Genomic DNA, 24,976 nt, shown 5'->3' on the forward strand with positions numbered 1-24,976 from the left:
GGCTATCAATGCTATATTGGATATTTGCGGGTTTTGAGAATTTGAACTAAATCCGTCAGGTCCAGACCAACTGTATGAGGTTCCACCTGAAGCGTTTAAATTAACCGTACCACCTTCACAAACTGGTGAATCATTTCCAGCGATTGGATTTGGTAATGGATTTACAGTTACAGTAGTTTGAGCAGTGGCAGTACAACCATTGGCATCGGTTACTGTAACAGTATAAATACCTCCAGCTATCAATGCTATATTGGATATTTGCGGGTTTTGAGAATTTGAACTAAATCCGTCAGGTCCAGACCAACTGTATGAGGTTCCACCTGAAGCGTTTAAATTAACCGTACCACCTTCACAAACTGGTGAATCATTTCCCGCTGCTGGTGTTGGTAATGGATTTACACTAACTGCAACTTGAGCTGAGGCTGTACATCCTAAAGCATTGGTTACAGTAACCGCATAATTACCACTTTGGTTTAAGGCTGCATTATTAATCGTTGGATTTTGAGAATTGGAAGAAAAACCATTCGGCCCAGTCCATTGGTAAGATATACCTCCACTAGAAGTTAAGTTTATATTTTGGCCTACACAAACTGGAGAGTTAGTTCCAGGATTAGGAACAGGTAATGCATTAACTGTAATCGAGGCTGTTGCGGTAAAAAAACATGTTGCAGCATCGGTTACTAAAACTGTATAAACTCCAGCCTCAGCCGAAGTCACATTTGATATGCTTGGGTTTTGAAGTGTACTTGTAAAACTATTAGGTCCTGTCCAACTATAAGAATAAGGAGATGTTCCGTTTGAGGTTGAAACTCCAATATTGGCTGTTTGACCTTCACAAACTGTAGCATCAGTTTTGGTAAAAGTAAAATCAGGACAGGCAGTAAAAGTAAAACCAGATAAGCGAACAGCTTGATCATCTGAAACCCCATTTGTAGCACCATGGGTTGAACTCCACCATGAATACCAAGCTGGATTAGCTTGCTCCTCAGCAGCATCTTCAGCACCATTAGAATATGTGATATCTAAAGAGGTTATTGCCTGTGAAGTACTAACTGTAATTGTTCCTCTTCCATCTGTAGGTGCTAAGTTTATTGTTGAATTATTATAGACAGACCTTGCAGTTTGACCACTTATAATCATCAAATTTGGAGTTACTCCAGGTGTTAATGTAACTGGTACATTTCCTGAAGGGCCAGCCGCAGAAAAAATCATTTCGTCTTGAAAGGAATTACCAGGTAACTCTCTTACATCTAAAGTTGGAATACCGAATAAATTATCATTCCTATCTTGCGTTAACGTTCTACCATCAATATCACCAACAGTAAAATTATTCATAAATACTGGTTTAGAAAAAGTATATCTAATGGTTACATTTTCTAAATGATTTAAAGTTTTTATGGCATAAGTCAAAAAACCTAAACCATAAGCACCTGAAGTTTCTGTTGATAAACCACCCGAACTGAAGGGATTTCCAGCCCCACAAGATGAATCCCATGGATCATCAAATGTAGAACCCCCAGTAGCTCCCCAACCGCATGAATTGGCAACATCTCCGTAAGGGTGAGGATTAAGTATATTGTTATCTGCATTCCTGTTATTTGGGTCGACAATCGTCATAGTAACGTTCACTGTGCAACCTGGACCACAAGATATTGGAAATGTTTTTGAAACGTCAGTGTAGGCCCAAGTTTGTCCTGATGTGCCATTCCACCAGCTAAAAGTTCCTGTTTGAGCTTGCAAAGGATTGTTAAATCCAAAAAAAAGTAAAAAACCTAAAAGAATTTTTGGGAGTATAAATTTCTTTTTTTTGTTAGAGGTAAATATTGACATACTTGAAAAAGATTTAATTTTTCAAGTGAAAGCCCCAAATAATATGCCCCTCAGTTCAAAATTTTAAATCTAATTATCAAGCGGATACAAATTAGTTTCATTTACCAACAATCTTATTTAAAGGATACATCATTTTCTAACATTTGAGAATTTTGACGTTAATGGAAGCTCATGCCAAAAAAATAATTTCTGTTATAAAATTATTAAAAGCAACAATTGCTCACAGAGTATTGAGCTACAAATTTTTCCTTCAACTTTATTCATGTAGCCCTTGGATAACTTCTTTATTTTTTGTTAAATTGTTAATTTTTTTTTTCTGAAAATTGAATAAAAATAAAACAATTATGAAAAAAAATTTACTACTTATCTTAATCTTTTCGATGATTTTTTCAGTGTCTCAAGCTCAAAAATATCATCGTATCAATTCCAAGATTACTAATAAACAAATCGAGGATTTATTTTCAAAAGGACTGGAGGCAGACCACTTTCATCTCGAAAATGGTGCGTTTACCGCTGAACTTTCTGATAATGACATTTCATTATTAAAGAAAAATGGTATTAAGTTTAAATATTTAATAAAGGATTTAGAGAAAAATATTCCAAAAATAAATGCAGAAATAGACAAAAAAGCAAGTCGGAATCTAAGAACTGCAGCAACTCCTTCCAATTTTAACTTGGGTTCTTATGGAGGATTTTACACAATGACTGAACTCCACAATATATTAGATCAAATGCGAATACTTTACCCAAACCTAATATCCGCGAAAACCTCTATCGGTACAACTATTGAGGGAAGACCGATTTATATGGTAAAGATTAGCGATAATGCAGATATAGACGAACCAGAATCAGAACTATTTTTGAATGCCGTGCATCATGCAAGAGAACCTATGAGTTTGTCTCAATTGGTCTATTTTATGTGGCATGTTTTAGAAAACTACGGCACTGACCAAGACATAACAACCATGTTAAACAGCACTGAAATGTATATTGTGCCTATGGTAAACCCTGACGGATATCAAACAAATTTGAATACCAATCCCAACGGAGGTGGCATGTGGCGTAAAAATAGAAGAAACAACGGAGATGGTACTTTGGGCGTGGATATTAATAGAAACTATGGATATCTATGGGGGTATAACAATACCGGTTCCTCGCCTACTACTAGCTCGCAAACTTACCGAGGCACAAGTGCTTTTTCAGAACCTGAAACCCAAACCATAAGAGATTTCTGTAATTCACATGATTTTGTTGCATCTATGGATTTCCATTCTTATGGCAATTATTGCATATATCCTTACAGTCATATTGCGACAAATAGCAATCCTGAGTTGCCCCTTTTTCAACAGATGGGTGGGTATTTGACTGCTGAGAATGGGTTTACGCACGGAAATGCACAGCAAACTGTAAACTATACCTCCAATGGCGGTGGTGACGATTGGAAATATGGAGAACAAACTACCAAAAACAAAATTTATTCTTTTACGCCTGAGGTTGGAGCCTCAACTGACGGCTTTTATCCTGCCCAAAGTCGTATTATACCGCTCTGTGAATCTACTTTACAAATGAATAGAAAAATCCTAAAGCTTTCATCGAAATTTGCCGAATTGACTACTCCAGCTCCAGCTACAATTTCAACACTTAATGGTGTTATTCCTTTTAATGTAATTAATTCTAGTTTGAGAAATCCAAGTTACTCAGTTAGTATTGGTAGTACCAATCCTTATGTACTACCGCTTTCAGGAAGTCAGTCGTTTAACAATATGAATTTGTTTCAAAATTCTTCTGGAGCTTTGGCTTTTAATTTGTCTCCTTCAACACCAATTGGCACATCTATTGATTTTACATTGACCTTGGATAATGGACATTCTCCTGTTACAAAAACTGTTACTATAATTTATGATTGTGCTACTCCGAGCAACCTTCAAACTACATCTTTAACGACCAATTCGGCTAATACAAGTTGGTCTAGTGTGCCAGGAGCAGGAAGTTATTTGTTATCTCACAAAGCTGCATCAAGCGGTACTTGGTCAGGAGAAATTTCAGTTACAGGTACAACATTTAATATTTCAAATTTAGTACCGGGAACTGCTTATGACTGGAGAGTTAGAACTGATATTTGTAACTCTTTTAGTAGTGGATCATTTTCGACGGTTTTACCTTGTGATAGCCCTGGAACTATAGCGATAGGAAACATTACATCAAACAGTGGATTGTTAAGTTGGTCGGCAGTTGTAAGTGCAACGAACTACCAGGTACAATATAAATTGGCAACTAGCAGTACTTGGATCACAGCCACGAATACCAACAACTCTACCAGTTATTCGTTAGCTGGATTGGCGGCAAACAGTCTTTATGATGTACGTGTCCGCACCAACTGTACTACTGGAAACTCAACTTACACCAACAATCAATTTACAACTGCAATACCAACCATCAATTACTGTACAAGCAAAGGAAATAATGTAAGCTTCTTTTGGATAGATTACTTTAAACTTGGAACTATCACAAGAACATCTGGTGCTGATGCCGGATACTATAACGGAACTGCTACAATGACTAATCTGACAAGAGGCACTTCTAATACGGTGACTTTTTCTCCTGGGTATACTAGTTCTCTATATAGAGTATATTGGAGAGCATGGATAGACTACAACCAAGATGGCGACTTCTTGGACTCAGGGGAACAAATAGTGGGACAATCCACAACTGGAATTGGAAATTATAATAAAACTTTCACAATACCTCAGACTGCCCGATTGGGAGAAACAAGAATAAGAATCTCGATGAAATACGGTAGCTACCCAACTTCATGCGAAACTTTTACTTACGGCGAGGTAGAAGATTATACTGTAAATATTGTTTCAGCTACAGCAAATATTCAAGATTTAGCTGGAGCAAAAATTTCAACTAGCACTGACAAAGAGGTAGATGTAACCAATCTGCAAGCTATCATTTTCCCTAATCCAACCAGCTCAGAATTGTTTATTGATTTTAAGGGTCAGTCTAGCAAAAATTCTCTTATAACTATAACTGATACAAAAGGAAATGAAAAGTTTAAAACTTTGCTAAAAGATGACTATAGTGGGTACGGCATTGACGTAGCAAACTATTCTCCCGCATTATATTTGGTAATAATTGAGGCTGATGGAAAAAGAAAAACTTTAAAATTTGTAAAAGAATAATTTCCAAAAGAAAAAACCTAGAAACGCAAATATTAGTCACTCCAAAATGACAATATTTGCGTTTTTTTATAGAGAACTTTAGCTCTTAAACCTTACTTTACCTCTATTTATATTCTTTGATGATTTTTACTTTTTTTGAGAGAATTCTGAAATCAAATTGTAAATCTTTTTTTATCCTTAAGACCTAAAATAAAAACTCTTTCACAAACACATAAAAAAACTCACAAGAAGCTAAATGCTTAGTATTTAAAACTTTCTGCAAAAAAACATGAAAGAAAATGTAACTTTTCCACATCTGCTGCCGTCTAATAATTTATTTCTAAATAATCTAGCATATTTCAAACACTTATATTGTTTTATAATAAATTTCAAATGTTAGTAATTAATTTTGTTTAAATACAACAATAATAAAATAAACCAAACCCTATAAAATGAAAGTTATTAATTATTCACTTGAAGATTTCCAGATTGGGAAGGCGAGTTTAGTTGATGATCTAGGGTTTATTGAAACAGAATATTCCTATTTTAGAAAAGAAGAATCTTTTTATAGAAGATATAATTTAGAACTAGGTCTCGATATTTGTATTTTAGAATTAGACCTGAAAACTGAATTAGAGCTAAACCAATTAGCAGCAAAAAAAAAGCTATTTTTCACTAATATTATTGAAAGGAAAGACGGTACAAAAAACATAATAACATTAACTAATCAAGAAGCAAACATTGCTATAAAAACAGACATCCCTTCTAGTGAAAAAATTAGAAGCTTATGGTTTTCATATTCAGAAAGATGGCTTGAAAATAAATCTATTTCAGAGTATAACAATAATGAGTTTTTTACAAATCAAATTGAAAAACTAGAAATTCCCCAGAATGAAGAATTCGATAATTTATTTAATGACGTTTTTGAATTGGCCAACAAACATCCCATTAACAATTTCCTCATAAAAGTAAAATTCTATTCGATTCTGGAAAAAATAATGAAATAAAAAAAGACACTCCTTCTTTTCGAAAAAGTGTCTTTGCAATATTATCTATACAAAAATTAATCAAACTTAGAACCAACTGGTGGTCGATAGCTTTCAAATGGAATTCTCAAAAGTGGAGAAATATGCTCGTTTTCTTTTGGATCCATGTAAGTATCAATACCGTAGACCAAGTCTTTCCTTTCGATAAAATTGTAAGTTCCGAAAATCCTGTCCCAGATGGCAAAGATATTTCCGTAGTTGCTATCCGTGTAGGGTTGTGTATAATGATGATGCGTATGATGCATATCAGGGCTTACAATTACAAAACTTATAGCATTATCAAGCCACCTTGGTAAAGAAATATTGGCGTGATTAAACTGTGACAAAACCACCGAAAGCGACTGATACATAAACACCATCCACATAGGTGCTCCCGTTATAATGACAGCTATTGTAGTGAAAACAAATCGAAATACGCTTTCACCTGGATGATGGCGGTTTGCTGAAGTTGTATCCACATTGAGATCGCTATGATGTATAAGGTGAAACATCCACATCCATTTAACTTTGTGCTCAAGCCAATGAATAAAATACGCACCAATTAAATCCAAGACCATTAATCCCACAATAGTATAAAGCCAAAGTGGCATATCCGGAAGCCAATTAATTATTCCAAAATCGTTGGCAACGGCCCAATCTGAAGATTTTACGAGGATAAATGCCAAAGGAAAATTTACCACAATGGTGGTAATTGTAAAAAAAATATTTATTCCGGCATGTTTAACTTTCTGATATTTAAAGTTAAAAAGTGGAATGGCCGATTCTACAATCCAAAAAAATGCAATTCCACCAACCAAAAGTAAGGTTCGGTGTAAAGTAGGAATAGTTTTAAAGTAGTCTATAATATTTTCCATCGGTTATTAAGCTTGAATAATTTTTTCTTAAAAATAAAAGGAATATTTTTACAAATAGTTTTACTTTTCTAAGTTGACGCAAATAAGTAAAAAATCTTAACCTTTGTATAGAAAATAGTACATCAATATAACAAAATGCAAATCAACCAAGAAAAAAAAGATTGGATATCTGGAATTCTAAAAGATAAATATCCATTTTTAAGTTTAGAAGAAATCGAGATCTTTTTGAGTATTTGCACTTACAAAGAAATCAAAAACAAAGAAATTGTAATAAAGAGTGGTGATACGTCCAAAACCTTGCTGTTTATTCTTGATGGCACCTTTAGAGGGTATTTTATTAATAAAGAAAACGAAGAAATTAATATCTTTCTAAGGCAAAACCCTACTTTTTTTGGCTGTCACGACTCACTTTTTGCGGATAAACCTACGCAGTTCACTATCGAATCCATTTTACCAGCAAAAATCCTCCTTTTAGATTTATCAAATTTTGAAAACTTGGCTTTTGAAAATGCTGGAATTTTCAAAATGTATATTAACGAAATCAAAAGCCAAATCAGCAATGTGATTTCCAGAATTGAATCCTTGATAGATAAGCAACCTCAAGAAAGATATGAGGAACTCTTAAAGAAAAACCCTAAATTATTCCAAACGGCGTTCAATAAACATATCGCCAACTTCCTTGGAATTACACCAGTTTCTTTGTCAAGAATCATCAAGAGAACTAAAGACCAACCTGCTATAAAAAAACCGTAAAGCTATTCTAAGAAGCATCGGTTGTTCAAAATCAATCGACCTAAAGTTTTAAATACGCCAAATGCTTATCATTTGTAAATCAAAGGATGTTGCAAATTTCCTAAATTTGTATCCCTAACCTTATAATAAATGATAAAAACTAACACCGTGATAGTCGGTGCAAGTGCAGCTGGACTTGCCGCTGCCGCTTGCCTTCAAAAACAAAACGTCGATTACATCATCTTAGAAAAACAAAAACAGGTAGCTCAATTATGGAGAAATCATTACGATAGATTGCACCTTCATACCAACAAAAAGCTTTCAAACCTTCCTTTTCAAAAGTTCGACAAAAACCTTCCCACCTATCCACCAAGAGATGCAGTTGTAGATTATTTAGATCAATATGCCAAAAATCAAAACATAAATCCAGTATTCGAGACAGAAGTTTTTGATATATTGAGAGAAGGAGAATATTGGATTACGACCACCAAAAAAGGCGAAAAATACCAGTCAAAAAATGTTATAATGGCAACTGGCTCTACCAATGCTCCCAAAAAAGCGACTTTCAATGGCTTGAAAACTTTCCCCGGAAAAATAATTCATAGCTCTGAATACAAAAACGGGGAAGAGTTTAAAGGTCAAAAAGTTTTAGTGGTAGGATTTGGTAATTCAGCCTGCGAACAAGCCATTTGTCTTCACGAACATGGAGCTTTTCCATCATTATCCGTGAGATCTACTGTAAATGTACTTCCCCGAGATTTATTGGGTATTCCAATACTGCAATTAGGCTTATTAACAGCTCCACTTCCACCAAGGTTAGCGGATACTTTAAACGCTTCATTGATAAATTTCATAATTGGAGATATCACCAAACTTGGCTTGAAGAAATCAAAATATGGCCCATTGGAACAAATCCAAAAAGAGAAAAGAATTCCTTTGCTAGATATTGGCACGATAAAATTGATGCGTGAAGGGCATATTAAAGCTTTTGGTGATATCAAAAAAGTAGAAGGAAACTTGGTAACTTTTGAGGATAATAGAACCGAAAATTTTGATGCCATCCTACTCGCAACCGGTTATGTAAGCAATCTTGAGAAGTTTTTGCCAGAAAATACCGATAGAATAGCAGACCTAAATACTAAAATAAACAAGCAAAACAATTTTGGAAAAGACGGTTTGTATTTCTGTGGTTTTTATATTTCGCCAACTGGTATGCTAAGAGAAATCGGAATTGAGGCCAAAGCCATTGCAAATGATATTTCGAAAAAAAACATAGCTTAAAAAATGGATAATATATTAAGATATCTCGCTGATAATCAAATCTATTTAGTATTAGGAATACTAATATTTTTCAGTGCACTTGAAGCTATAATGGGTTTTTATGCCAATTGGAAAAGATCCAAAGATGACCTAATGGTAGAATCTGTAAATTTTGGCTTTTTGATGTTTGTGGCCAAGCCTCTGATTACTTTTATATCTTTTGGCTTAAGCAAGTTTCTTTTTCCAAATCTTGAAAATGCAATCTCAGCATGGCCAATTTGGCTGGCTGGTTTGGTTTATATTCTTTTCGATGATTTTACGCAGTATTGGTATCATCGCTCATCGCATGAGTATAAATGGCTTTGGAAATGGCATAGAGCACACCACACTGCCGAAGAAATGGGGCTTCTGGTTTCTTACAGAGAGGCCGTTTGGTTTTTCTTATTTATGCCAAATATCTGGTGGATTGGCATTTTTACTTATTTGGGTGGGGGAATTGGCGTAGCGGCTGCTATAGTAATCAAACAATTCTTCGTGATTTCATCGCATAGTAATGCCAAATGGGATGCTGTTTTTTACCAAAAAAAATCCTTGAAACCTATTATAAAAATTCTGGAAAGGATATTTATAACGCCAGCCTTTCACCACGGACATCACGCAAAATCCATTATTGACGACATAGGTCATCCAAATGGAAACTTTGGAAATATGTTTTCTATTTGGGATCAAATGTTTGGTTCCGCAAAATTTGCCCATGCATTCCCCAATTCAGACAATTATGGACTTCCAAACGATCCAAAAGACTCTTGGGTTTCGCAAGTTTTTTACCCTGTTTTCAAGTCGGACAAACAAGGTTCTGAGATTTCCCAAGACTATAAGTTTGAAAAAACTACTAAATTGGAACCTTCACAGATGGTTTTGAAAGAAGGAGATTATCTTTATTGCAATTGCGGTTACAGTAAAACTCAGCCGTTTTGTGATGGCTCACATCATGGCACCAAATTTCAACCCACTAAGTTTTCGATAAAAAAGGAAAAAGAATACAAACTTTGTAATTGTAAACTTTGTAAAAAAAGCCCATTTTGTGATAATTCACATTTGAAAGCTTAAATTTTAAACAAAAATGATATTTAAAGATAAAATAGTTTGGATAACGGGTGCGTCATCAGGCATAGGCGAAGCACTTGCTAAGGCATTTAACAAAGAAGGTGCAAAAGTGATTTTGTCTGCTAGAAATACCTTGGAACTAAAACGTGTCCAAGAATCATTTATAAATCAGCACATACCTTCCGCCATTCTTCCACTAGATATTCAGAAATATCTTGAATTGCCTAAAGAGGTTGTTAAAGCAATTGCATTATTTGGCAAAATTGACATTTTGATCAACAATGCAGGAATAAGTCAGCGAGAATTGGCTGTTGATACGCCTTTTGAGGAAGATTTAAAAATTATAGAAATTGATTTGTTAGGCACTATAGCTATAACTAAAGCTTTATTGCCACATTTTATAAAAAATGGCAATTCTCAAATTGTAGTGATAAGCTCTGTAATGGGAAAAATTAATACCAAATATAGAACTGCTTATGCGGCAGCCAAACATGGAACGGTCGGTTATTTCGAATCCTTGCGATTAGAGTTAGGCAACAAAGTAAATGTTTGCAATATAATGCCAGGTTTTATTGCAACAAATATTGTAAAAAATGCGGTTAGTAAAACCTATAATCCAAACAATCAAAATGCAGCAGGAATGAAACCAGATGAATTTGCTGAAATAGCTCTGAAAGCTATTCATGCGAAAAAGAAAAACGTATACATAGGAGGAATGAAGGAGCAATTTGCCATGATTTTGAAACGTATCTCCCCTTCACTTTTTGACTGGTTTATTAAAGATTTAAAAGTGGTGTAATTCGTTGTTCGCAAATATTGTTTTAGTTAGTTGAAACCTCTAAGAGGTTTTGAATGAAAAGCTTATTCTTAATTTTTGAAAAAATCAATGAAAAAAATATTCCTGACCTTATTTCTTCTTGCGATAGTATCACTTATTTATTATTGCTTTTTTTTCGATTTTGACCATAGCAATGATACCCTCTATTTTGGAGGAGAGATTATTACTATGCAGGATTCTACTGAATTAGCTGAAGCAGTATATGTGAAAAACGGAAAAATAATAGCTACTGGAAATAAGTCAGAATTGATAAAATTAACCTCAAACAAAACAGAATTACATGATTTAAAAGGCAAAACACTAATGCCAGGTTTTTTTGATCCACACGGACATTTTGATTTTGCCACAATATTTGCGGATATGGTAGATATAAGTGGAATAAATCACCGAACACCAAAAGAAGTTTGGGATAAAGTTGAGGCTGCCTGCAAAAAAGGGCAAAAAGGCGAATGGATTTTCTTTTACGGCATGGACCCTCCGCTCACAAAAGGTATTAAATCACCGACCATTTCCTACTTGGATTCTATCGCTCCAGATAAGCCAATTGTGATTATTACTAAAGCATTGCATGTTTTTTATGTCAATTCTCAAGCTTTTGCAGAAATCGGTATTTCATCAAAAACGCCAGACCCTTCAAAAGCAAGCTATTATGAAAGAGATGAAAAAGGGAATTTAACTGGAGGCATAGTTGAACAAGCAGCTTTAGAACCGCTTCGCTTAAAACTTCAAGAAATTGTTAAGAAAAACTTTGTAAAAAACACCCAGAAAGTACTGGACGATTATGCCCAGATGGGTGTCACCTCAGTTGTAAATATGGGACTCTCCAATACATCAGACCTAATATTAAGCTTATATCGTCACCTTTCTGGAGAAAAGCCAAAACCCTTAACCAATGCCTTACAATTGATTGGAAAGTTACCTAACAGACAGCCTAATCCTCGAATTTTTCTTTATTTGAGAAAAGAATACGACAGCTTTTTACCTAAAAATGTTGAAAATGGTGATGACTTTTTCAAAATTCTTGGACTTAAATTTTGGTACGATGGCTCTCCATACAGTGGCTCAATGTTTTTAAGAAAACCTTATTTACAGTCTAATTTTACTATAAATGATATTCACTTGGGCCCTGGCCATACTTCTGAAAGCTTAATGAGGCAGTCGGAGCTGGAAACACTCATAGAAAAATACCAATCAAAAGGCTGGCAAATAGCGGTTCATTCTCAAGGTGACATTGCGGGGGAAGAAGTAATAGCTGCCTATGAAAATGTACATAAAAAATCGCCCATAAATACATACCGACATAGAATAGAACATTGTATGTTATTGCCAAAAACATCACTTGAGGCCATGAAAAAAATGAATATTTCTCCAAGTTTTCATATTAATCATTTATTATTTTATGGCGATTTCCTAAAAAGCGATATTATAGGAGAGGAAAGAAGCGAGCAAATTTTCCCTATACAATCTGCTGTAAATCATAAACTTAGATATACACTTCATGCTGACAGTCCACAATTTATCCCTAATCCCTTAAGCTTAATAAGTACCTCTGTAAATCGTACCACAGAGTCAGGCACATTGATTGGCCCTGCCGAAAGGGTATCTGTTTGGCAAGCACTGAAAAGTATGACGATAGATGCAGCTTGGCAAATGCACATGGAGGACAAATTGGGCAGTATTGAAAAAGGTAAATATGCAGATTTTGTAATTCTTGATAAAAATCCTTTGAAGGTTCCAAGTCAAAATTTATCTAAAATTAAGGTTTTGGAGACGATTGTGGCAGGAAATCAAATATGGAAGGCGAAATAGATTTATATTTTTTGTAATTTTAAATGCTTTACTTTCAAAAAGCATTTTTTATAATTGAAAATAATTGGTTTGTGAGGTAGATAAATTACAGAAAAACTAAAGAATGAATTTTTCTGATTCGTCCTGAAAAATACTAAATAATTAGAAGTCATAAAACCTTAAATAAAATGAAATACGATTACATCATCATCGGTGCGGGAAGTGCTGGCTGCGTTTTGGCCAATAGACTTTCGGCTGACCCAGCTAACTCTGTCCTGTTGATAGAAGCAGGCGGTCCTGACAAAAAAATGGAGATTCATATTCCTGCTGGCTATGCCAAACTGCATAGAAGTGAGGTAGATTATGGATTCTGGACCGAACCTCAAAAGCACATTTTAGATAGAAAAATATATTTACCCCGAGGCAAAGTATTGGGAGGTTGCAGTTCTACAAATGCCATGGCTTATGTAAGAGGAAACCACGCCGACTACGACGAATGGGCTTCTTTGGGCAACAAAGGCTGGTCAGCAAAAGAAGTATTGCCGTATTTCAAAAAATCCGAAGCCAATGAAGATATTTCGAATGAATATCATGGAAAAGACGGGGAATTGAATGTGACCTACAACAAGAAATTCACTACGCCTTATTCTAATGCATTCATAGAAGCCTGTGTCGAAAAAGGTTTTAATAGGAATTTAGATTATAATGGAGAAAATCAAGAAGGTGTTGGCCCATTTCAGTTTACTATCAAAGATGTAAAAAGGCATAGTGCGGTCGATGCTTTTTTAAAGCCAGCGATGAAAAGGCCAAATCTTACCGTTATGACAAAAACAATCACCAATAAAGTCATTATCGAAAATGATAAAGCGGTTGGAGTTGTTGTTTCTAATGGCAAAAATGGTACGCAAGATTTTTTTGCCAATAAAGAAGTTATTCTTTCTGCTGGTAGTTTTGCCTCACCGCAACTCCTGATGCTTTCGGGAATCGGTGCCAAAGACGAGTTAAAAACCCATGGTATAGCATGCAAAAAAGAATTGCAAGGCGTAGGAAAAAACCTCCAAGACCACCTTTTTTATGCCGTAAGTGCCTTAGCGAATAGTCAGGAAGGTCAAAACCATCATCTAAAACCATTGAACCAGGTTGCGGATTTAATGAAATATATTTTTACGAAAAGCGGTGCATTAACTATTGGTCCATTAGAATCTGTCGCATTTGGAAGTACAGCTGCAAGTCCTGACAGAGTAGATTATGAATTTCATTTTGCATCCTTAAACGTTGGCAATGATTACAGCGTGGACATCTATGACATTAATACTTTTCCTTACAAAGATGGCTATACGATTTTACCAACACTTTTAAGGCCAAAAAGTAGAGGTTATGTTGGTTTGTCAAATACCAACCCAGCAGCTCAGCCAATCATTCAACCTAATTTTTTAGAATCTGAAGAAGATAGAATGGTTTTATTAAATGCTGGCAAAAAAGCCTTGGAGGTAATGGAAGCAAAGGCATTTTCAAAACACATGAATTCAATTGTAATGCCACCAGATCGCAGCTCAGACGAAGCCATTATGTTGCATATTCTAAAACAAGTTGAAACGGTTTATCATCCTGTCGGCACTTGTAAGATGGGTTCTGATGAAATGGCGGTTGTTGATGAAAAATTACGCGTACATGGAATCGAAGGTTTACGAGTTATTGATGCCTCTATTATGCCAACTATCGTTTCGGGGAATACCAATGCCCCTACTTATATGATTGCCGAGAAAGGAGCAGATATGATTTTGAATTCTTAATAAAAATGGGAGTCTAGACAACTCCCATTTTTACTTTGTATTTCTTTAATATTTTTGCAGATATAAAAGCAAAAACTACTGTTGGCCCTACCCATAATATCATTTGGCCAAAGCTTGGAAAATTCTCCGGCAAAAACCTTGGAACAATATTTACACAAAAAGCAGTTAATGCAGCAGAATATGCACCAATCATCTTTCCGCCATGAGCAAAAAACCAATGCATTTTTATTTCTGATTTGAATTTTAGATAATATTTAAGATCTCCATAGGCATTTAAAAGACTGACAATCCCGAAAACAAAAAAAAGATAAACAAATGGCGAGGATATTTCATATTTGAAAAGTAGTAGAAATCCATATCCCAACATTACCAAACCAGATACACCCACTAAAAAAGCAGCAGACATATCGTACCAGGTTGGCTTCAGTCCTTTTTTCATTTTAAGCATTCGTTTACCCGACCACGTTGGATAAAAACTAACTATACCTATGGTAAGAAAAAACTGATATTTTAGATTGTTTGGAAATAAAACGAAAAACAAAAGTGTGGTCACGAATATAACAGCCATAGACCAATAAAATACAATACCTGAAAGATTGTGGATTTTTCCACCCTTCTTTCCATAACTCATTGCTACTAAGCCAGAGGTTAAAGCTAAAAATCCTGCAATAACATGTAAGACGATTCCTGATTTGTAAAGTAAATTTTCCATTTGATTTGTTTTTTATTTACCCAAAACTATAGCCTACTAATGGCTCTAAAAAATCAAAGGGTTAAACATCAACATTCTGGGAGAAACAACAAAGTTCTGGGATAAAATACAAGTTTTTGGGACGTTTGACAAAGTATTTTTTAAAAAATACCCTAATTATAAAAGGTTTGGGCAACATTAAATCTAAATTAATCGTCTTGTACTTAAAGCGTATTATTAAACCAATTGATTGATGAAAAGAGAAGAGTTTTTAAAGAAAAGTTTAAGTGGCCTTGGCATGTTTTCTATTTTACCTTTAATGAGTGCTTGCGAAAAAGCAAATATTTCTACGGATACTACTGAAACTACAAGCGATGTTACAGGTTCAACAAATGGAAGTTCAGCGAGCGATTGTTCGGTTACTAACTCCGAAACTGAAGGGCCATTCCCTATCAAAGATCCTGCATCCTTGGTAAAAGCTGATATAGCTGGAGACAGGTCTGGCGTGAAATTGACAGTAAACCTTACCATAAAAAACAAAAATGCAAACTGCAATGCAGTGGAAAATTTATTAGTAGATATTTGGCATTGCGACGCCAAAGGTGAATATTCTGAATATGGCGGAACTGGAATGCAATCTACAAATTGGACAGCTGCTCACTGGCTAAGAGGAAGACAAACCACAGATGCAAACGGCTTGGCGGATTTTACGAGTATTTTCCCGGGTTGGTACAGCGGAAGGGCACCTCATATTCATGTGCATATTTTCACCGCAGCTGGAAAATCACTTTTAGTTACCCAAATCGCATTTCCGAAAACCGTTTGCGATACAGTTTATACAACCGCAACTGATTACAAAAGCCACGGAACCCAGAATACCACCAACGAAAAAGACAATGTTTTCAGTGACGGATATGCTAACGAACTTTGCAGTATTTCTGGTAATAACACCGATGGATATATTTTAAATCATACTATAGTAGTTAGTGCATAAAAAAATGGCTCCTTTGAAAATAACAAATAGATATGGAAAATAACAAAGGAGCTATTTTTCTTTCTTTAAAAAACAAAATAGAAGAAAGTGACAGTTTTGTAAAAAACTATATTTTCTCGAGAAATCATCAGAAAATAGAGGATGAATTTCTTTTGAAAGCATTAGAGAACCTTTCTTTGGTAAAAATAAATGAAGGTAAAACTTACCAGACCTACTCAAATGAATCAAAAAAACTCATTCTCATTCCACTTAGTGGAGCCATTGGCAACAATATTACGGAAGAAATTTTGGTATCAGGTGAGGTGCAAATGTTGGGAAATGAAAATAATATAATTCTTGAAAATCTAGCAGAAGGAAACTGTTCTGAGTTTCTTGAAATAAAAATAAATCCCAATTTTGGAGTTTTAAAAGCAGATATAAAAGCTTTTGAAGTCCTAAACAATCAATTATCAGCAATTATTGAAACGCAAAACGCTGGAATCTTTCTAGGAAAATATACATATCGCCAAGATTTGCTTTTTGAAAGAAAAGAAAATTTCAACTTTTTCGTCTACGTAGTTTGGGGTTCTTTCGAAATAAATGACAGATTAGTAAATCAAGGAGATGCATTGAGCATGAAAAACTGCAAAAGCTTAGAAGGAGAATCTTTAAGTCAGGAAAGTATTGTTTTAATAATAATAGAAGAAAAATAAATCACTTAAAAACCTCCACCAGTTTTGCGTATTTTCTAGCTACTGGCACTCCAATATTTTCAATATTCAAATGCAAGAAATAACCTTGGGCATTGCCTGAAACCTTTTCCACATGTTTAAGATTCGCAATATATGAACGATGCGTTCGGGCTATTTTTTCATCAGAAATTTGACTTTCTAGTCTAGTTAAACTACTCCTTATCAAAAACTTACAAACTTTTTCTTCCTCAACATAATAGATAGTGCAATAATTGTCAGAGGATTCAATATAAAGCAATTGCTTGTTTTTTATTTCCAAAAAATCCTTTCTGTTTTCAGCTACCAATCTCAAATCTTCATCTTCTTTTTCATCTTTCAATTCGTGGACTTCAACGGGTTTACTATATTTTTTAAGATGATAAATATAATCTGCCAAAACCCAAAAAACGACTGGAAAAATAGCCATAAGACCTACCCAAAGAAAAGAATTCACAAGAAGTCTAAAACTAAAATTCCAAAAAAGCAACAAATTGCCATAGATCATATTGCCAATGGCAATCATCAAAAGCAATACAAAAATGCTCAAGATTTCTTTCCATACAAACCAGTTTTTCTCCTCGTAGAATTTAGGAAAAATAAAAGGAAAAACCTGTCTATGAATAAATGTACTGGCAGAAGTCACCAAAGCAAAACCCACTAATTTCAAGGTTTTGTCTGGGTCAACCCAGTCAGATATACCGAAAGGTTCGAAGATCAAGAAAAAGACAAATAGGAATAATCCTTCTGCCAAAGAATGTAAAAGAGAATTTATAAGCGTACGTTCACGCTGAGGATAAGGTTGAAATAGTATTTTGAAATAATTTTTCAAAAACTACCCAATATTTGATTGAAAAAACCTTTCAAAGCATCCGGATAAACAGCTACCATAAAAACAACTCCCCATAAACCTCCCCAAAGGTGAGCCATGTGGTTTATTTTATCACCTTGTCGTTTGTCCATATAAATTGAATATCCAACATAAATAATCGCAAAAATATACGCTGGCATAGGTATCGGAATTGGGAACATTATTAATTTGGTAAGTGGAGACAGTATAATGCTCGCAAATACTATAGACGACACTCCACCAGACGCTCCCAAAGAATTATAAAAAGATTGATCTCTATATTTGATAACATCAGGAATGTTAGAAAATATTATTCCCAACAAATACAAAATCATGAAATACAAACGGGCATTTGCTCCAAACATATAATCGAAATAACTTTCTACAGCTCCTCCAAAAAGGTATAAAGCGTACATATTTAACAACAAATGCATATAATCAGCATGAACAAATCCGCAAGTAAGCATTCGATAATGCTCTTTCCGATGCACTACGGAATAAGGATTATGGATAAGTTTGCCCACCAAAGAGCTATCTCTAAAGCCCATTAAACTGATAGCCACTGTCAGGATGATAATTAAAACACTTAAACTCATATATTTTTAATATTCTCTTTTTTCTAAATCTTCAATAAATTTCTTCAAAACCTGTTTTTTATCATCCGAAACCGACAATCTAGCTAAAGCCTTGTTGGCTTTTTCAAAATACCCATTGGCGAGGACTTCTGCCTCCGCTTTTATTTCATACTGGTCAAAAATTGCTCGGATAGCCGACACTTTTTCTTCACTGTCAAACTTCTTTTTCTTCAACCAACCATCTAAGGTTTTGCCTTCTGCTGTTCCTCTGGTTTTCTCAATAGCGTCTAAAAGCAACCAAGTTTTCTTATTTTCTATAATGTCCCCTCCTACTTGCTTTCCAAATTTCTCTGGGTCAGCATATACATCCAATATATCGTCATTTAACTGAAAACCAATACCTAGATTTACACCAATTTCATTCAAAAGTTTCACAGATTCTTCGTCAGCATCTGCCACTATTCCGCCCAATTCCATCGCAAAACCCAATAAAACAGAGGTTTTCAAACGAATCATTTCTATGTATTCCTCTTTCTTTACATCAGCTTTAGTGGCAAAAACCATATCGAGTTGCTGTCCTTCGCATACTTCGGCTGCGGTTTTATTAAACCTCCTTAAAACGTTCTTTAGGTTTCTATCTTCAATATCTACCAAAAGCTCATAAGCAGCCACCAACATTACATCTCCAGAAAGAATCGCCGTGTTTGTGTTCCATTTTTCATGCACCGTTTGGCTTCCTCTCCTGAGTGGAGCCTGATCCATAATATCATCGTGCATGAGTGTGAAATTATGAAAAACCTCAACCGCCATAGCAGGTTTTAAGGCTTTTTGCCAATTGTATAACCACATATTAGCAGCCATCAATGTCAAAACTGGTCTTAATCTTTTGCCTCCAAGAGACATTATGTAACTTATCGGTTCATACAATTCTACAGGATGTTCGCCATAAGAATAGTCCGCAAACTCTTTGTTTAAGGCTTCTAAATAGGATTTAATGGGCATAAAAAATCTTTAAATAAAATAATAATCCAAGGCCAAATTTACGGTTATTTTAGCAGAAAGGTAGATTAAATTTTAGAAAGTTTCTGTTGTAATCGGTACAAAGGATAACTTAAAACTAAAAATACTAGAGCAAACACACTGCTTTTAAAATCCTGAAATACCGCTCCAATCAAAAACAAAACAGAACAAACCAAAAGAAAATAAGGCACATAAGGAAATCCAGGCACTTTAAAAGGCCTCAACAAATCAGGTTCGGTTTTTCGTAGTTTTATCAATGAGGCAAATCCTGCTGCATAACTCATCACGAAAAAAAACGTAGCTATATCTGACAAAACAGCACAAATATCTTTTCCTGATAATATCAACAAAATAGAACCCAAAGTCGTAATCGGCATAGCCACAGAAGGTGTACCAGCAGCATTTACCTTTTGAACGGCTTTAACAAACAAGCCGTCTCGACTCATCGAAAATATCACTCTTGGAGCAAACATCGTCTGGGCATTTAACATTCCAAGAATAGAAAGCATCAAGAAAAAGGTAACAATCTTGGCAGAATTTTGACCAAAAATCAATAAAACAGCATCTGCTGCGGCGAGTTTTGAATTGGCCAGCAAGTCCATCGGAATTACATATAGTATGGCGGCGTTGACCAATAAATAAATGATAATTACCATCAAAACACCAAGAATCATAGATTTGGGCAAACTTTTGGCCGGATCTGTATTTTCTTCAGAAAAATAAGAAGCCGTATGCCAGCCATCGAAAGTATAAAATATAGACTGCAAAGCTGCAATAACTCCAAAAAGTAAGGCTGGCTTTTCAATTTTTTCAGTGGTGTTTTTCAACATTGTATAATCAACGTCTTTGCCATACACAAAACATAAAACCACAAAAACTATTAAACCTAGAGCCTTTAAAAAAGACAGGATTTCCTGAGATCGACCGCCCGATTTTGTGCCTGTAAAGTGAAATGCCGTAAGTACAATCAAAATACTTATGGCTATTATTCTAATGTAATTTTCGAGATTGGGCAAAAGCAAAATAATGTATTCGCTCATGGTATAGGCTCCAAAACCTAATGCCGAAACGGTGCCCAACCAACTGGTGATGCCTGTAAGAAAACCGAAATAATTGCCAAATGCACGCCTAGCATAAACATACCAAGAGCCTGCCTGCGGCAAAGAAACCCCCAACTCAATAGCACAAAGCACCCCTAAAAAAGCGTAGATACTTACCCCAAGCCATAAGGCCATAATGATTATCGGATCTCCGATTTGTGCAGCTATGGCTCCAGGCTTTCTTAAAATACCAGTTCCTATGGTTCCGCCAATAGTAACGGCTATGCCAAAGCCAACGCCAAGGAGTTTTAATAATTGATTTGTAGGTTTTTGACTCATATTATAGGATTGAGTCCGCAAAATATAGAAAATCTTGTGATAAAAGATGAAGAAGCTACAATAAAGACATAAAAAAAACCCCGACATGGCCGGGGCTGTTTTTGATTCATCATAGGTTCTATAAAATTTCTTTAAGTTATGTTATGCAAATATATGCATAAAAAAATGAACTATGCAAATATATGTTGCAAAATTTTGCAAATAATTGCAAAAATATTCATAACTTTACTTATGTAAACTATTTCAAAAAGACACTGAAAGGAAAATGTTAAAAGAAGAAAGGCAACAACTGATACTTGACCACTTAAAAACCGCCAAAAAAATTAACCTTGGGCAGCTAAGCACCATGCTTACAGTTTCTTACGATTCTGTCAGGAGAGATGTAATCGAACTTGAAGATAAAGGTTTGCTAAAAAAAGTCCATGGCGGAGTGGTGTCTAATAGCTATCTAAATATACTTTCTGGCCAAAGAACAGGTGTTAAAAAAGGTAGTGACTTGGAAATAGTCATAAAAAAAGCCCTCACTTTTATCAAAAACAACCAAATACTGATTTTAGATGGTGGTACAACTAATTTTTTTCTTGCCGAACAAATACCCAAAAACCTTACACTTACAGTAATAACCAATTCTCCCCCACTAGCCATGGCCCTCAACGACCACGAAAACGTAGAAGTGATACTTTTGGGCGGTAGATACTACAAAAGATACCAGATATCGATGGGACCCGAAGTAAGCAACCAATTGAAACGATTCAATGCCGACATCTACTTTATGGGAGTAAATGGCGTAGACAAAACCAAGGGCCTCAGCATCAGAAACTACGAAGAATCTATACTAAAACAACAAATGATGGCCGTAGCCAAACAAACACTCTGTTGTGTAGTAGAAGAAAAAATTGGGGTAATAGAAGCCTATCAAATTTGCCCAATCGAGAAAATTGACGCATTAATCACCAATGTAGAGCCTGAAAACTACAGCCTGATTGGGTATGATGGGGTGGTGAGGGTGTAGGTTGAAAATTACCATTATAAATAATTGAATTATCTTTATCTTGATAAAATTCATATATTTCCCGACGAAAAAAAAAGAAAAATCTGCCTTTAGTCTGTATTTTTAATTTAAAGAAAATTAAAGTACCAGTAGACAGTAGGAGTCTTATCCACTAAAGTTTATTTAAATTTAAAAAAACAACCCCCACTCCAACAAAATCAGAATGAGGGTTTTTGTTATCCATAGCTATAAAAAATCTTTAAAACCTCAGCCTAACTGCCGCTAAAAAATTGGTTCCTGCCTGCGGAAAAACAAAGTTTTCAGTGATTTTACCGCCGTACAAGTAGCTATAGGTATAGCCGTTTGACTGATACTTTTTATTGAAAATATTATTTACTAAAACACTAAAGTTTAGTTCTTTCATAAACTTCGGTTTTAAAGTATAACTCGTCCGTAGGTCACTCACAAAATAGGCATCCAAAATCCTAGATTCGTTTGAAGTATTGTCTAAATATTGTTTCCCAACATACTTTGGTAAAAGACTAAACTCTAGCTTTTGCAAAGGTCTATAGGTTAGATTTCCGCCCATTATGGTATTCGGTGAAAAAGCTATATCCGAATTTTTAAAGGTATTTACTTCATTTGGTGTTTCGTCATAACTAGGTACAGTTTCTACAAAATTCGCAATTTTGTTTTGACTAAATGTCGCATTTGCAGCCAAAAATAGTTTTTCGGACAGTTTTCCTGAAACTTGTAATTCTATACCCGCTCTATAACTTTTTGCAACATTTGTTCGAATGGCATCGCCAACATTATTGATTTTACCTGTCAATACCAACTGGTCTTTATACAACATATAATACACATTGCCTTCCATTTTCCAATTTCCCAAACTACGTTTTACTCCACCTTCAAAATCATTCAATTTCTCGGCATTCGGTTGTGTAGGTGCATTGTCTACAAAATCTTGCCGACTTGGTTCTTTTGCTCCTTTTGCATAACTCACATAAGCTGAGGTATTCGCATTTGCTTGATAGGTCAATCCAATTTTTGGATTTAGGAAACTATAACTTTTTTGGTAATCCAAATTTTGAAGTGCATCTGCCGTACCTTTCATGCTGAAATGAACACTGCGATATTGCAAATCACCATAAATATCAAGTTTTGTACTTAAGGGATAATATAATTTCCCGTAAAAATTCATATCTGTTTTTATGCTATTGTTATCATAATATCGGTAACGAATATTGCTTTCAGAAGCATATTTTGCCCAAATTATCTCGCCAAAATGCCCTCCTTCATATTTATTTACTCCACCACCCAAATTGCCTTTCAGTTTCCCTCCCCCCTCATAATCTAATGACCAAACGCCACCGTAAAAATCATTGTCTAACCATTTTTGACGAATCAAATCGGTACTTTCTATTTCTGTTTCTCCAATCTTTATGTTGGCTAAACCATAAGAAGCAAAACTGGCGTCTGATTTATATTGTTCATAAAACCCTTTGCCTTTGGTGTAAAAAAGAGTTGGATTAAAACGCCAATTTTCTGACAACTTAAATGAGCTAATCAACTGATAATTATCTTGTTTATAGTCATCAACTTCATTTTCATAGGTATAAAAATTAAAAGTTCTACCTGATGCTAACATCTGCTTTTTAAAATCCGCGTCATAATAATTTCTCTCAACAAAAGCATCTATACCGGCAGCATCATTCTTAGCCAATGCATCAGGAATTCCATTCCAAGACTGGTAAGTTTTCTCATGCCCTGAAAAAGCATTAAATCTAATAAATGAGTTTTTATGATAATATCCACCCGATAAAAAGTACGATTTCAAATCTGAGGAAGCTCTATCAACAAAGCCGTCAGAAGTAATTTTTGAAAGTCGGGCATCAAAAACAAAACGATCATTCAGCAATCCTGTCGATGCTAAAAAATTTGTTTTTAAGGTATTAAAAGAACCTGCTGAGGTATTAACTTCACTAAAAGCATCTCTGTTGAGCTGCAAAGTATTGACATTTATACTCGCACCAAAAGCACCTGCACCGTTGGTAGATGTGCCGACGCCGCGTTGTATCTGGATACTCTGTACGGAAGAGGCAAAGTCTGGCATATTAACCCAATAAACACCCTGCGACTCGGAGTCATTGTACGGAATACCGTTTAAAGTCACGTTGATTCTTGTTGGATCTGTTCCTCTTATTCGAATTCCCGTGTAACCCACGCCTGCACCTGCATCAGAACTAACAACCACCGAAGGCATTTGATTGAGCAAAAATGGCAGATCTTGACCTAGATTTTGTTTGGTAATTTCGGCTTTCGAAACATTGCTAAAGGCCATACCTGATTTCTCATTGGCTCTTGTAGAACTTACTACAACTTCGTTGAGATTGTTGGCATTTGTAGAATCTTGCCCTTGTTGAGCAAAAGAAAAATGAGCAAAAAGCCCTAAAATGAAGAAAATTGATACTTTTTTCATAACAATTTATATAAATTATTACGAAGCAGATAAAGGAGCAAAACGCTGTCTTCGGGTCTATTGACCTTGTTAAACTTAATTTTACTATTGAAATTTCTGAGAATCTTTGATTTTTAACCGGTATTAAATACAAAGATTTAGCTCAAATCCCTTCGTCGGTACTAACCGCATCAGGTTCAATGGGTATGATCTCAGCCCGCTGTTTTCAGGCACCCCTTTTATGAGATTTCGGGTGCAAATGTAAAACAAAAGTTTTTAGAATCAAGCGTTTTTTGAAGAATTAGCCATACCAAGGCTTAAAACACCGCCAGCCGTCAAATAATGAAATATATCTATCGTCAAATCTCCCGTTCCAAACAATTGTGAGCGAAATTGCCCAGCGGCAAAAAATGCCAATCCTATCAGAAGCCAAATACCAATTTTAACCTTTCCATTTATAAAACCCAAAATCGCCAAAACAAAAACCAATCCCATCGCTACTATAGGTGTCCACACACCAATCGCTCTTATTCCGAAACCTTCAGAAAGTGCATAAAGAAAAAAACCTAAGGTGAGAAATGTATAACATGCGATTTTAGAGAGGTCTTTTCCTGTTACTAAAGCAAAAGTGGCACCTACCAAACCTACGCCTCCAGTGATAGTAGCAAGTTTTTGAAAAAACACAGATATCATGTTGGCGTCGGAATATCCAGCAAAATTAATAGCTCCAAATATAGCAGCTCCAGTTATAGAAAGCACAAAAGACTCCCATAGTATAGTACTGGTAAGGTTGAGTTTGCTTAAGTACATGAAAAATACATAAAGACCGATGGCCGCAAGAATTAAGTCAGAAATAACGTGCGTAATTTGCATTGGATGTATAAGGTTTATTTTTT

The 24,976-nt window shown here is 35.1% G+C and carries 19 protein-coding genes, 1 pseudogene and 1 riboswitch; of the genes and pseudogenes, 11 read left to right on the forward strand and 9 right to left on the reverse strand.

Translation table 11 applies throughout. The features are described 5' to 3' along the window. Positions 1-1,830, reverse strand: a pseudogene (locus EGI22_RS13940) (hypothetical protein); the annotation flags it as partial. A gap of 344 nt (positions 1,831-2,174) precedes the next feature. Here EGI22_RS13940 and EGI22_RS13945 point away from each other — a divergent pair. Both EGI22_RS13945 and EGI22_RS13950 read left to right on the forward strand, forming a co-directional pair. After that, a complete protein-coding gene (locus EGI22_RS13945) occupies positions 2,175-5,015 on the forward strand; it encodes a M14 family zinc carboxypeptidase (protein WP_255069074.1) in 2,841 nt (946 codons plus the stop codon). Between the two features lie 431 nt (positions 5,016-5,446). Continuing rightward, a complete protein-coding gene (locus EGI22_RS13950; protein WP_255069075.1) occupies positions 5,447-6,001 on the forward strand; it encodes a hypothetical protein in 555 nt (184 codons plus the stop codon). 56 nt (positions 6,002-6,057) lie between these two features. Here EGI22_RS13950 and EGI22_RS13955 read toward each other — a convergent pair whose 3' ends face one another. Further along, a complete protein-coding gene (locus EGI22_RS13955; protein ID WP_255069076.1) occupies positions 6,058-6,894 on the reverse strand; it encodes a sterol desaturase family protein in 837 nt (278 codons plus the stop codon). 135 nt (positions 6,895-7,029) lie between these two features. On the opposite strand from EGI22_RS13955, the gene EGI22_RS13960 reads away from it, so the two are divergent. From EGI22_RS13960 to EGI22_RS13985, 6 genes are all read left to right on the forward strand, one after another. Beyond that, on the forward strand, positions 7,030-7,647 hold the full coding sequence (locus EGI22_RS13960) for a Crp/Fnr family transcriptional regulator (RefSeq protein WP_255069077.1): 618 nt from the start codon (positions 7,030-7,032) through the stop codon (positions 7,645-7,647). 129 nt (positions 7,648-7,776) lie between these two features. Further along, complete coding sequence (locus EGI22_RS13965) at positions 7,777-8,907, forward strand: NAD(P)/FAD-dependent oxidoreductase (RefSeq protein ID WP_255069078.1); 1,131 nt, start codon at positions 7,777-7,779, stop codon at positions 8,905-8,907. A 3-nt stretch (positions 8,908-8,910) separates the two neighbouring features. After that, positions 8,911-9,996 carry a sterol desaturase family protein gene (locus EGI22_RS13970; RefSeq protein WP_255069079.1) on the forward strand — a complete coding sequence of 362 codons (1,086 nt, stop codon included), beginning with the start codon at positions 8,911-8,913 and terminating at the stop codon, positions 9,994-9,996. Positions 9,997-10,009: 13 nt separating this feature from the next. Continuing rightward, the gene (locus tag EGI22_RS13975; protein ID WP_255069080.1) at positions 10,010-10,792 is read left to right on the forward strand and encodes an SDR family NAD(P)-dependent oxidoreductase; all 783 of its coding nucleotides are present in this window, start codon (positions 10,010-10,012) and stop codon (positions 10,790-10,792) included. 87 nt (positions 10,793-10,879) lie between these two features. Beyond that, positions 10,880-12,640 (forward strand): amidohydrolase, encoded by a 1,761-nt coding sequence (locus EGI22_RS13980; RefSeq protein ID WP_255069081.1) that lies wholly within the window; start codon positions 10,880-10,882, stop codon positions 12,638-12,640. Between the two features lie 167 nt (positions 12,641-12,807). Then, entirely contained in the window at positions 12,808-14,412 is a 1,605-nt protein-coding gene (locus EGI22_RS13985; RefSeq protein ID WP_255069082.1) for a GMC family oxidoreductase, read from the forward strand. A 13-nt stretch (positions 14,413-14,425) separates the two neighbouring features. Here the strand turns inward: EGI22_RS13985 and EGI22_RS13990 are convergent, their stop codons facing one another. Continuing rightward, positions 14,426-15,124: a hypothetical protein gene (locus tag EGI22_RS13990; protein WP_255069083.1), complete on the reverse strand. Its 699-nt coding sequence runs from the start codon at positions 15,122-15,124 to the stop codon at positions 14,426-14,428. A 232-nt stretch (positions 15,125-15,356) separates the two neighbouring features. Between EGI22_RS13990 and EGI22_RS13995 the strand changes: the two genes are divergently transcribed. Both EGI22_RS13995 and EGI22_RS14000 read left to right on the forward strand, forming a co-directional pair. Next, entirely contained in the window at positions 15,357-16,097 is a 741-nt protein-coding gene (locus tag EGI22_RS13995; RefSeq protein WP_255069084.1) for an intradiol ring-cleavage dioxygenase, read from the forward strand. Positions 16,098-16,129: 32 nt separating this feature from the next. Further along, complete coding sequence (locus EGI22_RS14000; RefSeq protein ID WP_255069085.1) at positions 16,130-16,789, forward strand: hypothetical protein; 660 nt, start codon at positions 16,130-16,132, stop codon at positions 16,787-16,789. A gap of 1 nt (position 16,790) precedes the next feature. Here EGI22_RS14000 and EGI22_RS14005 read toward each other — a convergent pair whose 3' ends face one another. The 4 genes from EGI22_RS14005 to EGI22_RS14020 all read right to left on the reverse strand — a co-directional run bounded on the left by EGI22_RS14005 (position 16,791) and on the right by EGI22_RS14020 (position 20,628). After that, positions 16,791-17,636 (reverse strand): LytTR family DNA-binding domain-containing protein, encoded by an 846-nt coding sequence (locus tag EGI22_RS14005; protein WP_255069086.1) that lies wholly within the window; start codon positions 17,634-17,636, stop codon positions 16,791-16,793. After that, positions 17,633-18,250, reverse strand: a complete 618-nt coding sequence (locus tag EGI22_RS14010; RefSeq protein WP_255069087.1) for a rhomboid family intramembrane serine protease — start codon at positions 18,248-18,250, stop codon at positions 17,633-17,635. The genes EGI22_RS14005 and EGI22_RS14010 overlap by 4 nt, the downstream gene beginning before the upstream one ends. A 6-nt stretch (positions 18,251-18,256) precedes the next feature. Continuing rightward, positions 18,257-19,231: a polyprenyl synthetase family protein gene (locus EGI22_RS14015; protein ID WP_255069088.1), complete on the reverse strand. Its 975-nt coding sequence runs from the start codon at positions 19,229-19,231 to the stop codon at positions 18,257-18,259. Between the two features lie 65 nt (positions 19,232-19,296). Further along, entirely contained in the window at positions 19,297-20,628 is a 1,332-nt protein-coding gene (locus EGI22_RS14020; protein WP_255069089.1) for an APC family permease, read from the reverse strand. A gap of 265 nt (positions 20,629-20,893) precedes the next feature. Between EGI22_RS14020 and EGI22_RS14025 the strand changes: the two genes are divergently transcribed. Next, entirely contained in the window at positions 20,894-21,640 is a 747-nt protein-coding gene (locus EGI22_RS14025) for a DeoR/GlpR family DNA-binding transcription regulator (RefSeq protein WP_255069090.1), read from the forward strand. Between the two features lie 238 nt (positions 21,641-21,878). Here EGI22_RS14025 and EGI22_RS14030 read toward each other — a convergent pair whose 3' ends face one another. After that, a complete protein-coding gene (locus EGI22_RS14030; protein WP_255069091.1) occupies positions 21,879-24,101 on the reverse strand; it encodes a TonB-dependent receptor in 2,223 nt (740 codons plus the stop codon). Positions 24,102-24,231: 130 nt separating this feature from the next. Then, a riboswitch (TPP riboswitch) is annotated at positions 24,232-24,328 on the reverse strand. A 34-nt stretch (positions 24,329-24,362) separates the two neighbouring features. After that, on the reverse strand, positions 24,363-24,953 hold the full coding sequence (locus EGI22_RS14035) for a hypothetical protein (RefSeq protein ID WP_255069092.1): 591 nt from the start codon (positions 24,951-24,953) through the stop codon (positions 24,363-24,365). Positions 24,954-24,976 lie beyond the last annotated feature (23 nt).

The sequence above is a fragment of the Lacihabitans sp. LS3-19 genome (assembly GCF_024343575.1).
GTDB lineage: Bacteria > Bacteroidota > Bacteroidia > Cytophagales > Spirosomataceae > Leadbetterella.